Below are 13,517 nucleotides of genomic sequence, written 5' to 3'. Positions count from 1 at the left end.
TCGGGAGGAAAGTGAGACATGGGCGACAATGACGGCCAGGTGCCGCTTCCCGACCTCAACGGCGCCGATGCGCCGCCGCTGGCGGACGTCGGCTATCAGGAGGACGAGCAGATTTCGCGCGTCGCCGCCGATCTCGAGGCGGTGTTCGACGTCCCGGTGCAAGTCTCGGCTGTGCTCGGCCGCTCGAAAATGGACGTCGGCGAGCTGCTCAAGCTCGGGCCCGGCGCGGTGCTGGAGCTCGATCGCCGCGTCGGCGAGGCGATCGACATCTATGTGAACAACCGCCTGGTGGCGCGCGGCGAGGTCGTGCTGGTCGAAGACAAGCTCGGCGTCACCATGACGGAAATCATCAAGGCAGACACCTAAACGAGCAGCGCGCGGATTCGCGCAGCAGGATATCCAGGAGCAATCCATGCGGCTTCTCATCGTCGGCACCCTCAAGGGCCAGCTCACCACCGCGACCAAGATCGCGATCGACAACGGCGCGTCGGTCACTCATGCGGCCGACAACGAACAGGCGATGCGGGTGCTGCGCGGCGGCAAAGGCGCCGACTTGCTTCTGGTCGACGTCGCGCTCGATATCCGCGATCTGGTGATGCGGCTGGAGGCCGAGCACATCGCGGTGCCGATCGTCGCCTGCGGCATCGCTTCCGACGCCCGCGCCGCAGTCGCCGCGATCCACGCCGGCGCCAAGGAGTATATCCCGCTGCCGCCGGATCCGGAGCTGATCGCTGCGGTGCTGGCTGCGGTGGCCAACGATTCCCGCGAACTGGTGTATCGCGACGACGCGATGGCCAGGGTGGTGAAGCTGGCGCAGCAGATCGCCGCTTCCGACGCCTCGGTGATGATCACCGGCGAGTCCGGCACCGGCAAGGAGGTGCTGGCGCGCTACGTTCACAGCCGCTCGGGTCGCGCCAAAAAGCCGTTCATCAGCATCAATTGCGCAGCCATCCCTGAGCATCTCCTGGAATCCGAACTGTTCGGCCACGAGAAGGGCGCCTTCACTGGCGCTGTGGCGCGCCGCATCGGCAAGTTCGAGGAAGCCAGCGGCGGCACGCTGTTGCTCGACGAAATCTCCGAAATGGACGTGCGGCTGCAGTCGAAGCTGCTGCGTGCGATTCAGGAGCGGGTGATCGATCGCGTCGGCGGCAAGAACCCGGTGCCGGTCGATATCCGTATCCTCGCCACCTCGAATCGTAATTTGTCCGAAGCGGTGCGCGAAGGCACGTTCCGCGAGGACCTGCTGTTCCGGCTCAACGTCGTCAATCTGAAGATCCCGCCGCTTCGCGAGCGGCCGGCCGACATTCTCGAACTGGCGCAGCACTTCGCCAAGAAATACGCCGACGCCAACGGCGTGCCGTTGCGGCCGTTGTCGGCCGAGGCCCGCCGGGTGCTCACCACCAATCGCTGGCCGGGTAACGTCCGCGAATTGGAAAACACCATCCACCGCGCGGTGCTGATGGCGCAGGGCGACGAGATCGGACCCGAAGCGATCATTACGCCTGACGGCGACCGGCTCGATCAGACCAAGACGCCGCCGGCGGTGGCGCACGCCACCTTCGCGGCCGAGCAGGTCACCCGCGCGCTGGTCGGCCGCACGGTGGCAGACGTCGAACGCGACCTGATCCTGGAGACTTTGAAGCACTGCCTCGGCAACCGCACCCATGCGGCCAACATCCTCGGCATCTCGATCCGGACGCTGCGCAACAAGCTCAACGAATACGCCGATGGCGGCCTGCCGATTCCGCCCGCGGGCGGCGGCGAGCCTCGTGCGTTCGTGGCGATGAGCTGACGTCGCCGATCGCATTTTCCCGACCCTGAAGAGAGCCCTCCGGCCCCCTCTGGAAGGTCTCTCCTCCGCCCCTCCTCCTGAAAGGAGGTGGGGCGGAGAGGGCAATTGGCTGCAGAGAATAGCTTCATCCGCAGTCATTCCGAGGCGCGCCGCAGGCGCGAACCCGGAATGATGCGGTTACTATCACTTGTCCGTGCTGGGGGAGTCACTGCACCTCCCCGTCCGCAGCCTGCTCCCTCGCCCCGCCCTTGCTGGGAGGGGGGAGCGCTTCACGAATATTTAGGCGCGTCGGGGTTGCGGAAGATCCGGATCGGCTCTCCCGGGGTCAGCTTCGGCGCGGTGAGCATCGCGTAGGCGTACAGCGCGAGGTAGCCGAAGGCGATGGCGCCGACCAAGTAGAACAGGAAGATGCCGAACCGTTTCATCGCGCGCGCCATGGTCGCCGGCCGTTCGGCCGCGAGAACCAGCATTGGCGCAGGATCGTGCCGGCGGCAAGGCGACCGAAGCTCGGCGAGCGCGGCAAACGGCTGCGGGGCCGCCGGCGGTGCTGCGGTGCGCCGGCTTGCGCCGCGCGGCCAAGACGCTAGCTTGCGGCCATCCGAGTCGCGGACCGCCCCGCGCCAGTTCCCGAAAGCCCATGACCACCTTCACCCCAGTCCAGGACGAGGCCCTGAAAGCCGTCGGCGAGTGGCTGAAAGCCAAGCCCGGCCGGGGCGGCACGCCGCTGGTGTTCCGGCTGTTCGGCTATGCCGGTACCGGTAAGACCACGCTGGCGCGCGAGATCGCCGAGGGGGTGTCGGGCGAGGTGAAGTTCGCCGCCTTCACCGGCAAGGCGGCGCTGGTGATGCGCAACAAGGGCTGCGACGACGCCCAGACCATTCATTCGCTGATCTACCGCACCAAGGAGAGCGGCGTCGAACAGCCGAGTTTTGAGCTGTGGGACGACGCGCCGGCGTCCAAAGCCAAGCTGATCGTGATCGACGAATGCTCGATGGTCGACGAGGAACTCGGCCGCGACCTGATGTCGTTCGATTGTCCGCTCCTGGTGCTCGGCGATCCGGCGCAGTTGCCGCCGATCCAGGGCGGCGGTTTCTTCACCAATGCCGAGCCCGACGTGATGCTGACCGAGGTGCATCGCCAGGCGCAGGACGATCCGATCGTGCGGCTGTCGATGGACGTGCGCGAGGGCCGGGGACTCGAACGCGGCCGCTATGGTGACACCGAAGTGGTGAGCCGCGACCAGCTCGATCCTCAGCGGGTGATGGAGGCCGATCAGGTGTTGGTCGGCCGCAACAACACCCGTCGCGCCTACAATGCGCGCTTCCGCCAGCGGCTCAATATCGAAGATCCGTTTCCGGTCGGCGGCGACAAGCTGGTGTGCCTGCGCAACAACCGCAAGAAGGCGCTGTTCAACGGCGGGCTGTGGCGGGTGAAGTCGCGCTCGCCGATCAAGACCAAGATCATCACCCTACGGGTGACGCCCGACGAGGAATTCGGCGGCCGGCTCACCAAGGTCTCGGTCCGCAACGAGTGCTTTGCCGGCGGCATCGAGGACATCTCGTGGGACCAGCGCAAGCCCTATGACGAGTTCGACTACGGCTACGTGCTCACCGTGCACAAGAGCCAGGGCTCGCAGTGGGACGACGTCGTGCTTTTCGACGAGAGCTTCGCGTTCCAGGACAGCCGCGCCCGCTGGCTCTACACCGGCATCACCAGGGCGGCGAAACGCCTGAGCGTGGTGGTGTAGGCGGCGATCTCCGCGGTCTTTCTGCCGGTCATTCCGGGGCGCGAGCGATCAGCTCGCGAACCAGGAATCTGACACGCAGAACTCTTCGGGATTCCGGGGTCGCTCGTGGTACGAGCGCCCCGGAATGACCGTGTGCTTGACAGCAAGAAACTACTCCGCCTTCCGCGCCACGAAGGTCATCCGCCACGGATTGTGGCCGATGTTGCGCTCGGCACGGCGGGCGGTGAAGCCGGCGGCGGCGAGCTTGGCGAGCATCTCGGACTCGCTGTAGCGCTGCAGGCCGATCTTGGTGCGCAGCTCGCGATAGTCGGACAGCGCGGTTCGCGCCAGTCCCCACAGCGCGTCAGTCAGGAAGCCGTGGCGGCGCGCCATCATCAGCAGCGCCAGCACGTCGCGTGGCATCCCGACCTCGGGGCGGAGAATATCGCCGAGTACCAGGCCGCCGGGCGGCGACAGCAGCCGCCTGATCACCGCGAAGGACTGGTCGAGCTCGGCCGGCGTCATATATTGCGCCACCGAATTCATCACCACGAGATCGACCGAGCCTTCCGGCATGGTGCGCAGATCATCCAGCGACCGCACCCGGATCTTGGTATTGAGGGCGTAGCGGGCGATCAGCCGGCCGCGCACCCCGGGCGCGGGTTCGGCCAGGATCAGCTTGCCGCAGGCTTCCGCAACACTGGGCGCCGACAGCGCCTCGCCACAGGAATAATCCAGCACCACCGCACCGGGGGAGGGGATGTAGCCGGTAATGTCCCGGGCGATCTCGGCAAAATGCACGTCGCGATGGTGGTTGCTGACATAGATCGTGTGGGTGGAGTCGTAATAGTCGATCCAGTCGTCCATCCCTTGACCTCGAAACCCGCCGAAACCAGGCCGAACGCGGCCATTCTAGGGCCGATCGGTCGAGCGCCGCCTGTTCCGCATGGCTGTTCCCCAGATGGAACGCCAGCGGACGGAGCGCGTTGACGAGGGGTCTAACGTGTTTCGCGGGAAACACAATGCACAGCCGAAACATCCAAGACGTGTTTTCCAGGATCGACTTGGATCGTCCGCGCCCGGCCGTCCCGCCGACCGCTGCGTTCGCCCTGGACGTCAACCGCATCACCGCAGGATTCTCATCGTGACCAAAGCCAAATCCGCCTCCGTCGCCCCCGAACTCGACACCCCCACCGATCTGCCGCCGCAGGCGGTGGAGAAGATCTCGACCGCGCTGAACGGCCTGCTGGCCGACTCGTTCGCGCTGTATCTGAAGACCAAGAATTTCCACTGGCACATCAGCGGACGTCATTTCCGCGACTATCATCTGCTGCTCGACGAGCAGTCGGCGCAAATCCTGGCCACCACCGACGATCTCGCCGAGCGCGTTCGCAAGGTCGGCGGCACCACGCTGCGCTCGATCGGCCATATCTCCAAGCTGCAGACGATCCAGGACAACAACGACGACTACGTGCCGCCGCGCGAGATGCTGCGCGAGCTGATGAACGACAACAAGAAGGTCGCCGCCGCGATGCGCAAGGCGCATGAGATCGTCGACGAGTGCAAGGACGCCGCAAGCGCCGGCCTGCTCGAGAACTTCATCGACGAAACTGAGAAACGGACCTGGTTCCTGTTCGAGGCCACCCGCCAGGAAGGCGCCAACGAGGCGTAAGCGGCGAGGCCTGGACAAGAGGCTCTCATTGAATAGTCTATAAAAGAGAGAGCTCTAACTAGAATGAACTCCCTCTCCCCGCCCTTAGCGGGGAGAGGGGTGAGCGGCACTGCGATAGCTACTTTGATTGGTCTCTCGGCCTCGCGAACACGCCCTCACCCGGCTGCACAATTCGACCTCTCCCCGCGTGCGAGGAGAGGTGAAGACGCGCATCGGGATGAGCAGTGCGAAGCTACTTCCGCCACAGCCTCATTAGCGGCCCGTCCTTGCCGAACACCGGATCGGTCTCCGGCAGCGCTACCTGCGGAATCGTCTTTCGAGCGCGTCGATAATTGTCCGGGGTCGGTCGGGTCACCTGCATCTGCGTGCCCGGCGGATAGGCGCCGATCACCCTGAAATCATGGCTGGCGAAGACGCATTTGTGGCCGGTGCCGGCCGGCAGCACGGCGATGTCGCCGGGCGTCAATTCGATCGCCTCGCCCTGTTCGCCGCCGAACAGAACCATCGCCAAGCCGCGTGCCACGCCGAGCGCCTCGTGCACCGTGGCGTGATAGTGCTGATAATCGAAAATCCCGTTTCGCCAGCGATCGCCCCAACCACTCCGTTCGAACAGATCCTCGATCGCCTGCTCCGGATCGCGCCCCGCGACGTCGACTGCGCGCTTGTACAGCAGCAGCGGCAACGGGTTGTTCGGAATCAGCCCATCGTCGTCGAACACCAGCGCAAACGGTTTGATCTGGTCGCGGGCAAGCGACATGGCGTCTCCAGCGGATGCGGGGAAGATCGTCGGCTCGCTGAGATAACGTGACGTCGCGCAGGGCGTTCCCGCGTTCGTCACTCGCCCAATACACGTCATTCCGGGGCGCGCCGATAGGCGCGAGCCCGGAATCCAGAGGTGACTGTGCTCGGATCAGATTCCGAGTTCGCGAGCTAGGCTCGCGCCCCGGAACGACCCGTTGAGAGGACGTGATCCGTGAGAATGATGGTTGAAGCCAAAGCCGCCGCGACTACGCGGCGGCTTTCTTCGCGCGCATCAGATCGGTGAAGCGGCGGAACAGATAGTGCGAGTCCTGCGGACCGGGCGACGCCTCGGGGTGGTACTGCACCGAGAACACCGGCTTGTCGGCCAGCGCGATACCGCAGTTGCTGTCGTCGAACAGCGACACGTGGGTCTGCTGGACGTTGGCCGGCAGTGTCGATTTGTCGACCGCGAAGCCGTGGTTCATCGAGGTGATCTCGACCTTGCCGGTGGTGAGATCCTTGACCGGATGATTGGCGCCGTGGTGGCCCTGATGCATCTTCACGGTCTTGCCGCCGAGCGCGAGGCCGAGCATCTGGTGGCCGAGGCAGATGCCGAAGGTCGGCACGCCGGTCTCGATCACCTTCTGAATCACCGGCACCGCATATTTGCCGGTCGCGGCCGGATCGCCCGGGCCGTTCGACAGGAACACGCCGTCCGGCTTCATCGCCAGAATGTCATCGGCCGAGGTGGTGGCGGGCACCACCGTGACCTTGCAGCCTTCGCCGGCGAGCAGCCTCAGGATATTGCGCTTGATGCCGTAGTCGATCGCGACGACGTTGAACTCGGGGCTCTCCTGCCGGCCGAAGCTCTCGCCCCATGCCCACGGCGTCTCGTCCCAGGTGAAGCGCTGGCCGGAGGTGACCATCGGCACCAGGTCCATGCCTTCCAGGCCGGGCCACTTGCGGGCTTCTTCCTTCAGCGCGTGCAGGTCGAATTCACCATTCGGCGCATGCGCGATCACCGCGTTGGGCATGCCCTTCTCGCGGATCAGCGCGGTCAGCGCTCGAGTGTCGATCCCCGACAGGCCGATGATGCCGCGCGCCTTCAGCCAGGCGTCGAGGTTCTTCGACGAGCGATAGTTCGACGGATCGGTGATGGCGCCGCGCAGGATCACGCCGCGCGCGCCTGGTGTCGCCGCCATGTTCACCGTCTCGATATCCTCGTCGTTGGTGCCGACGTTGCCGATATGCGGGAAGGTGAAGGTGATGAGCTGCCCGGCATAGGAGGGATCGGTCAGGATCTCCTCGTAGCCGGTCATCGCGGTGTTGAAGCAGACCTCGCCCACGGCGGAGCCGACGGCGCCGAGGCCGAAGCCTTCGAACACCGTGCCGTCGGCGAGCACGAGCAGCGCGGTCGGTTTGTGGTCCGGCCAAGCGGGATTGGATGCTGAATTGGTCATGAGCGCACTACATAGTCGCGGGCGTTGCCGACGTCAAAGCACGGCCCCCCTCGAATTGTTCGCTTTTGGACGAGATTTGACAGGGAATTTGGCTGTCCTAGGCTCCGCGGCGGGCGCAGGGGCAGAATCGTGCGTGGGGAGAGGTTGCATGGACACATCATTGCCGGTGGTGCTGGTGCCCGGTCTGGCCGGGTCGCCGCGGATCTACGCCCCGATCCTCCCCGCGCTATGGGCTTGCGGCTCCCCGGTGACGGTCGCCAACCACATCCGCGACGACAGCATGGCGGCGATCGCCCGGCGGATTCTCGCCGAGGCCCCGGCCCGTTTCGCGCTCGCCGGGCATTCGATGGGCGGCTACATCGCGTTCGAGATCATGCGTCAGGCGCCCGACCGGGTCGCGAAGCTGGCGCTGATCAACACCCAGGCTCGCCCCGACAGTCCGGAAGCCACCGAGCGCCGCACCCGCCAGATCGGGGAAGCCGAGGCCGGCCGGCTGCATGCGGTGCTGGAGGAGCTGTATCCCGGCTTCGTCCATCCGTCGCGCCGGGACGACTCCGCGCTGCAGCGGATCGTGCAAGACATGGGCGACGACGTCGGCGCCGTCGGTTTCGTCCGCCAGCAGCGCGCCATCATCGCCCGCGCCGACTCCCGTCCGACCCTGGGCACGATCCGTTGTCCGACGCTGGTGATCTCCGGCGATACCGACACCACCATTCCGAACAGCCTGTCGCAGGAGATGGCCGATGGCATCAACGGAGCGAAACTGGTGATCATCCCCGATTGCGGGCACCTGCCGCAGATCGAACAGCCCACCGCCACCGCCGCCGCGCTGGCGGGCTGGCTGCGGAACTAGAGTTGTCTGAGGCGGCCGAACCGCCTACATCAGCGGCAGATTTGCCATTTTTCGTCATCGCGAGCCGAAGGCGAAGCAATCCACGCTCGTTTCGAGGGCTCTGGATTGCGTCGTCGCTTCGCTCCTCGCAATGACGCATCGACTACGAAGGAGCCCGACATGCTGCGCGACGACATCAACACCGCCGTCAAAGAGGCGATGAAGGCCAAGGACGAGCGCAAGCTGTCGACGCTGCGGATGGTGAATTCGACCATCAAGAACGCCGACATCGAAGCCCGCGGCCAGGGCAAGCCGCCGCTGTCGGACGGCGATCTGCTCGGTCTGCTGCAGAAGATGATCAAGCAGCGCCAGGAATCGGTCGCGCTCTATGACCAGGGCGGCCGCGCCGAACTCGCCGATCAGGAACGCGCCGAGATCGCCGTGATCCAGGCCTACCTGCCGCAGCAGATGTCCGAGGACGAGATGAAGGCCGCGATCGCCGCCACCATCACCGAGACCGGCGCCGCCGGCATCAAGGACATGGGCAAGGTGATCGGTGCCCTGAAGGCGAAGTATGCCGGCCAGATGGACTTCGGCAAAGCCAGCGGCATGGTGAAGGCGGCGCTGACGGGCTAGGCGCGCGCTGACAATCGGGCGATCCTTTTGTCCGTCATTCCGGGGCGCCGCGGAGCGGCGGACCCGGAATCTGGGTGTGGTCCTGCGTGACAGCCGCCACGCACCCCGTCGCGCCTTGCTTCGCGAAAACTGCGAGCTTCCCGGGTCGCGGGCTGTCGCTTGCGCCCCGGAATGACTGATCAAACTCAATGCCCCATCGCCGGCTTGTCGCTGCGCTTGACGGTGCGGAGGGAGAGCGCCGGCGGGATATCATGGCCGCGGCGATCGGGCCGAGCGCGACGAAGACGTCGAGATAGGCCAACAAGCGATCTCGGCGTAGCACTTCCACGGCCGTTCACGACGGTGTGAAGCGGGCGGCTGCCAGCCGCCGAACAACGGCGATGTGTTGGTGAGGTTGCGGAAACGCGTCCAAACGACCCGCTGAACGGCCAGTTTTGCGCCTATTGCAGCGCGAATTAGTTGTGCGCTGCGGCGGGAACTAATCGATATGCATGAATATTGGCGATCGACTGCTACCAAGTTGATTGACGGTCGGTGCGCTTCGCGCCTTAATACGTATAACTAACAATGAACGATGCCCCACGAACCAGGGAGGAGCGACCATGTCGATCTCCGGTAAGGTTGATCCCGTGGTGCGGCCGATTGCGATCGGCGACATCGCGGAAGCGTTGGGTCAGGGTCTGCGCGATTTCCAAGCCGCGCCTCTGTACGGGCTTGCGTTCGGTGCGTTCTATGCGGCGGGCGGATTGTTGATCCTCGCCTGTCTCACCGCCTTCCACATGGTGTATCTGGCCTATCCGCTCGCCGCCGGATTCGCGTTGATCGGGCCGTTCGTCGCGCTCGGCTTGTACGAGGTCAGCCGGCAGCGCGAGGCCGGGAAACGGCCGTCTTTGTTGCAGATCGCCGGCCTGATGCGCAGCCGCAGCGAGCTCGGCTGGATGGCGTTCGTCACGCTGTTCCTTTTCGTGATCTGGATGTACCAGGTTCGGCTGCTGATCGCGCTGTTCCTCGGCGTCGGCGCTTCGTTCGGCAGTCTGCAGGAGTTCATCTCGGCCGTGCTCACCACCAACGAGGGGCTGGTGTTCCTGGCCGTCGGCAATTGCGTCGGCGCCTGTCTGGCGTTGGTGCTGTTTTCGTTGACGGTGGTGTCGTTCCCGTTGCTTCTCGATCGCGACGTCGATTTCGTCACCGCGATGGTCACCAGCGTCCGTGCAGTTGTGACGAGCCCGCTACCGATGATCGGCTGGGCCGCCACCATCGTGGTGCTGCTGGCGATTTCTGCACTGCCTTACTTCCTCGGCCTGATCGTCACCTTGCCGGTGCTCGGCCATGCCACATGGCACCTGTATCGCAAGATCGTCGCTCCGGTCGCGGCCGAACTGCCTGCGAGCGAGTCCGAGGCGAGCACCAACGTCGTGGCGATGCCGAAGCGAGCTGCCGCGGGCGGCTGACGCAGGTCTGCAACGTCGATCACCGGAGGCGCTCGCAGGCGCGCCGCCGGACAGATGCCGGCGCGGCCGGCGCACGCATCGCATTCCGCATCCGATGTTTCCGCTGTCCTGAGATGAATTGCGCGGGGTCGCCGCGACAGGACCGGCCTGATATCGTGGCGGCGGAATCGTTGCGTGAATGGGAATGCCATGTCTCTCGAAATGTACCTGACCTTCGTCACCGCCTGCATCGTGCTGGCTCTGCTGCCCGGACCTGTGGTGACGCTGGTGATCGCCAATGGACTGCGTCACGGCACGCGCGCTGCATTGCTCAACATCGCCGGCGCACAGCTCGGGCTCGGTCTGGTGATCGCGCTGGTCGCCGCGGGTCTGACCACGCTGATGGCGACGCTGGGCTATTGGTTCGATTGGGTACGGTTTCTCGGCGCCGCCTATCTGGTCTGGCTCGGCATCGGCCTGATCCGCCGCCCCGTTGAGGGGCTGTCGACCGATCAGCCGCCGCCTCCGCCGCGCGGCGGTTTCTTCCTGCAAGGCTTCTTCGTGCTGCTGGCGAACCCGAAGGTGCTGGTGTTCTTCGGTGCGTTCATTCCGCAATTCGTCGACATGCAGCGCGAGACGGTGCCGCAGGTGGCGCTGCTCGGCGTCACCTTCATGGTGATCGCGGCGATGACCGATGCGATCTACGCGCTGCTCGCCGGCCGCGCCCGCACGATGTTCTCGGCGCAGCGCACGCGGCTGTTGTCGCGGATTTCCGGCGGCTTCATGATCGGCGGCGGCGTCTGGCTCGCGCTCAGCCGGGCGAAGTGAGGCGCGGACTTTCCCTCGTTCCGGGGACGTTCGGCCGACGAAGCGGTCCAACGACCGAGTGCTCAGCTCGTCGGGATTGCTTCGCCCTCGGTTCGCAATGACGCAGCGAGGTTTGCGGTCGTGTTGCTATCGCAGCGCCTGCTGTTGCCGTATCGTATCGCCGATCGTGCTCAGCACGCGTGTAAGCCGCTCTGCCCATTCGACCTGGCCGGCCTCGTCGGTGATCTGATCCTGGCGGATTTCGATGCCCGAGGTGATCAAGCCGCGTGCGGTGCCGTGCACCGGGATAGTGTAGTCGGTGCCGTCGGCGACCGCGTAGGGCTGGTTGTCGCCGACCACCAGCTCCGGCTCGCGCCGCAGCTCGGCGAGCAGCAGGGGCGGCAACACGGTGCAGTCCTGATACAGCGTGCCGATGTGCCAGGGCCGCGCCATGCCGTGATACACGGGTGTGAAAGAATGCAGCGCCAGCAGCACGGTCGGCTGGCCGGACAATTGCCGGTCCTCGATCGCCGCCTCGATCCGCTGGTGATACGGATCAAAGATCAGCCGCCGCCGCTCCGCCGCCTGCTCCCGGGTGAGTCCGTCATTGCCGGGAATCGTGGTCGCTTCGCTGACCAGGGGAATGGAGCTCTCCGCGCTCGGGGGGCGGTTGCAGTCGATCACCAGCCGCGAATAGCGCTGCGCGATCAGATGCGCGCCGAGCGCATCGGACACCCGCTCGGCGACGCCGGCGATGCCGACGTCCCAGGCGATGTGCCGCGTCAGTTCGGCTTCCGGCAGTCCCAGGTCGCCGAGCTGCGCCGGAATCCGGCGGCCGTAGTGGTCGCACACCAGCAGGAACGGCGACTGTCCGTTCGGATTGCGCTCGATCACCGGAGGCGCTCCGGAATCGAGGCTGAGGAAATTATCGCGCACGCCGTCCATCACAGAGACCTGCCTATCGACCGTTGTCGTCCGTGCCCCACCGAATCGGTAGCGGATTCGCCGGCGCTGCGTCGAGACGATTGAACTTCGCCGGCACGAACCGTGCATGACAGCCTGCCGATCTTTGCGCTAGCTTCGACCCGGTTTGCTGAAGTTGCGGTGAATGATGTCCGATCGTCTGTTCGTTTATGGCACGCTGATGCGCGGCTACGACCATCCGATGGCAAGGCTGTTGTCGTCGAATGCTGATTTTCTCGGGACTGCCTCGATCCCGGGCCGGCTGTATCTGGTGCGGCACTATCCGGGTCTGGTGCCGTCGGAGGATCCTGCGGATCTGGTCCACGGCGAACTTTTCCGGCTGCATCGGCCGGACGAGGTGCTGGCGCAGCTCGACGATTACGAAGGCTGCGGGCCGCGCGACCAGCGCGCGGAATACCGGCGCGAGATTGCCCGCGTGACACTGGAAGGCGGCACCGAACTCGACGCGTTCGTGTATTATTTCAATTGGGACGTGGCGCGGCTGCCGCGCATCGGAACGGGGCGCTACCAGCCGGAGGCGTTTTCCGGCTGATCGCGTAGCGCGGCTTTGGTCCTAGCCGGTCAGATGCAGTTCGATCCGCGCATTGGCGGCGAGCGGCAGCAGCGTCAGCCAATCCGGATCGCCCGGCTCGGTGAGGCAGAAGCTGGGGAAGTCGTAGGCTTCAACTGAAGCGGTGGCGATGTCGAGGACATGGCCGCAGTCGTCGCATTTCCAGGAATGGATCTCGTACACACCGTCGACGGCTTCCACGCCGAGCGACGTCATCTGCGCATTGCAATGGGCACAATTAGCCATGGTCTGGCTCCTTATCGTTCGAACGCGGCATTCCTGAAAGGTCGGGAACGACGCGGGTGAGCCCTCTAAGCCTTGGCTGATCGTTCTCCCCCGACTCCCCTGCGTGATGCAGGGTGCGGCAGTTCAATCCCGCTTGCGCGGTGCAGCAATGAGCTGGATCAAACCAGCTCCGCTTGCGAATTGTCGCGGGTTTACAAGGGTATTGCTCATGCCGCAATGCGAAATATTGCGAGGTAATGACACGCGTGTGCAACCTCGCAGCTACACGTAAATGCAACTATCGGTTCAGCAGGTCGCCGTTTTGCACGCGGCCTTCCGCCTGAACGGACCTTTTTTTTAGGCCCGGACCGGTGGATAGCTTGGACAAGTCAGGCCCCTCTATCCCACGCTGAGCTGCAGCCTATATCGATGTTCGGTTGGCGCCGTAGCTGCGCGCCGTTCCTGAAGCCCTTCAACCTCGCGAGCTCATGCGCTTCTCGCCGCAGTTCCTCGACGATCTGAAAGCCCGTCTGTCGGTGTCGGAGGTGGTCGGCCGTCGCGTGAAGCTGAAGAAGGCGGGGCGGGAGTGGAAGGGGCTGTCGCCGTTCCAGCAGGAGAAGACGCCGTCATTCTTCGTCAATGACGAGAAACAGGCTTGGTTC

Annotated in this window: 16 protein-coding genes; 10 read left to right on the top strand and 6 right to left on the bottom strand. The window is 65.0% G+C overall.

What is annotated here, in order from left to right:
• Positions 1–18 precede the first annotated feature (18 nt).
• Positions 19–366, top strand: a complete 348-nt coding sequence (gene fliN, locus DU475_RS07965; protein WP_011156831.1) for a flagellar motor switch protein FliN — start codon at positions 19–21, stop codon at positions 364–366.
• Positions 367–412: 46 nt separating this feature from the next.
• A complete protein-coding gene (gene flbD / locus DU475_RS07960; RefSeq protein ID WP_013503840.1) occupies positions 413–1,792 on the top strand; it encodes a sigma-54-dependent transcriptional regulator FlbD in 1,380 nt (459 codons plus the stop codon).
• A gap of 269 nt (positions 1,793–2,061) precedes the next feature.
• Here flbD and DU475_RS07955 read toward each other — a convergent pair whose 3' ends face one another.
• On the bottom strand, positions 2,062–2,262 hold the full coding sequence (locus DU475_RS07955) for a hypothetical protein (RefSeq protein WP_164631617.1): 201 nt from the start codon (positions 2,260–2,262) through the stop codon (positions 2,062–2,064).
• 167 nt (positions 2,263–2,429) lie between these two features.
• Here DU475_RS07955 and DU475_RS07950 point away from each other — a divergent pair, with 167 nt between their 5' ends.
• Positions 2,430–3,539: an ATP-dependent DNA helicase gene (locus DU475_RS07950; protein ID WP_164631626.1), complete on the top strand. Its 1,110-nt coding sequence runs from the start codon at positions 2,430–2,432 to the stop codon at positions 3,537–3,539.
• Between the two features lie 150 nt (positions 3,540–3,689).
• Here DU475_RS07950 and DU475_RS07945 read toward each other — a convergent pair whose 3' ends face one another.
• A complete protein-coding gene (locus tag DU475_RS07945; protein ID WP_164631625.1) occupies positions 3,690–4,385 on the bottom strand; it encodes a class I SAM-dependent methyltransferase in 696 nt (231 codons plus the stop codon).
• Between the two features lie 277 nt (positions 4,386–4,662).
• On the opposite strand from DU475_RS07945, the gene DU475_RS07940 reads away from it, so the two are divergent.
• A complete protein-coding gene (locus DU475_RS07940; protein WP_047307027.1) occupies positions 4,663–5,190 on the top strand; it encodes a Dps family protein in 528 nt (175 codons plus the stop codon).
• Between the two features lie 232 nt (positions 5,191–5,422).
• On the opposite strand, the gene DU475_RS07935 is transcribed toward DU475_RS07940, so the two are convergent.
• Positions 5,423–5,947, bottom strand: a complete 525-nt coding sequence (locus DU475_RS07935; protein WP_164631624.1) for a hypothetical protein — start codon at positions 5,945–5,947, stop codon at positions 5,423–5,425.
• Between the two features lie 250 nt (positions 5,948–6,197).
• Positions 6,198–7,391, bottom strand: coding sequence for a glutamine-hydrolyzing carbamoyl-phosphate synthase small subunit (gene carA, locus DU475_RS07930; RefSeq protein WP_164631623.1), 1,194 nt, complete (start codon positions 7,389–7,391; stop codon positions 6,198–6,200).
• 148 nt (positions 7,392–7,539) lie between these two features.
• Here carA and DU475_RS07925 point away from each other — a divergent pair, with 148 nt between their 5' ends.
• The 4 genes from DU475_RS07925 to DU475_RS07910 all read left to right on the top strand — a co-directional run bounded on the left by DU475_RS07925 (position 7,540) and on the right by DU475_RS07910 (position 11,117).
• Positions 7,540–8,244, top strand: coding sequence for an alpha/beta fold hydrolase (locus DU475_RS07925; RefSeq protein ID WP_164631622.1), 705 nt, complete (start codon positions 7,540–7,542; stop codon positions 8,242–8,244).
• Between the two features lie 159 nt (positions 8,245–8,403).
• A complete protein-coding gene (locus DU475_RS07920; protein ID WP_164631621.1) occupies positions 8,404–8,859 on the top strand; it encodes a GatB/YqeY domain-containing protein in 456 nt (151 codons plus the stop codon).
• Between the two features lie 602 nt (positions 8,860–9,461).
• Complete coding sequence (locus DU475_RS07915) at positions 9,462–10,310, top strand: DUF2189 domain-containing protein (RefSeq protein ID WP_047307032.1); 849 nt, start codon at positions 9,462–9,464, stop codon at positions 10,308–10,310.
• A gap of 189 nt (positions 10,311–10,499) precedes the next feature.
• Positions 10,500–11,117 carry a LysE family translocator gene (locus DU475_RS07910; protein ID WP_164631620.1) on the top strand — a complete coding sequence of 206 codons (618 nt, stop codon included), beginning with the start codon at positions 10,500–10,502 and terminating at the stop codon, positions 11,115–11,117.
• A 126-nt stretch (positions 11,118–11,243) separates the two neighbouring features.
• Here the strand turns inward: DU475_RS07910 and DU475_RS07905 are convergent, their stop codons facing one another.
• Entirely contained in the window at positions 11,244–12,041 is a 798-nt protein-coding gene (locus tag DU475_RS07905) for an N-formylglutamate amidohydrolase (protein WP_164631619.1), read from the bottom strand.
• Between the two features lie 163 nt (positions 12,042–12,204).
• On the opposite strand from DU475_RS07905, the gene DU475_RS07900 reads away from it, so the two are divergent.
• Entirely contained in the window at positions 12,205–12,612 is a 408-nt protein-coding gene (locus DU475_RS07900) for a gamma-glutamylcyclotransferase family protein (protein ID WP_041807478.1), read from the top strand.
• A 21-nt stretch (positions 12,613–12,633) separates the two neighbouring features.
• Here the strand turns inward: DU475_RS07900 and DU475_RS07895 are convergent, their stop codons facing one another.
• On the bottom strand, positions 12,634–12,876 hold the full coding sequence (locus tag DU475_RS07895; protein ID WP_013503824.1) for an LIM domain-containing protein: 243 nt from the start codon (positions 12,874–12,876) through the stop codon (positions 12,634–12,636).
• A 467-nt stretch (positions 12,877–13,343) separates the two neighbouring features.
• Here DU475_RS07895 and DU475_RS07890 point away from each other — a divergent pair.
• Positions 13,344–13,517: CHC2 zinc finger domain-containing protein (locus DU475_RS07890; protein ID WP_164631618.1), on the top strand; the 174-nt coding region annotated here is incomplete at its 3' end.

Origin of the sequence: Rhodopseudomonas sp. WA056, assembly GCF_010906995.1 — a bacterium.
Lineage (GTDB): Bacteria > Pseudomonadota > Alphaproteobacteria > Rhizobiales > Xanthobacteraceae > Rhodopseudomonas > Rhodopseudomonas palustris_G.
The sequence above is the reverse complement of the archived record's forward strand: the minus strand, read 5'-3'. Positions and strand labels throughout refer to the sequence as shown.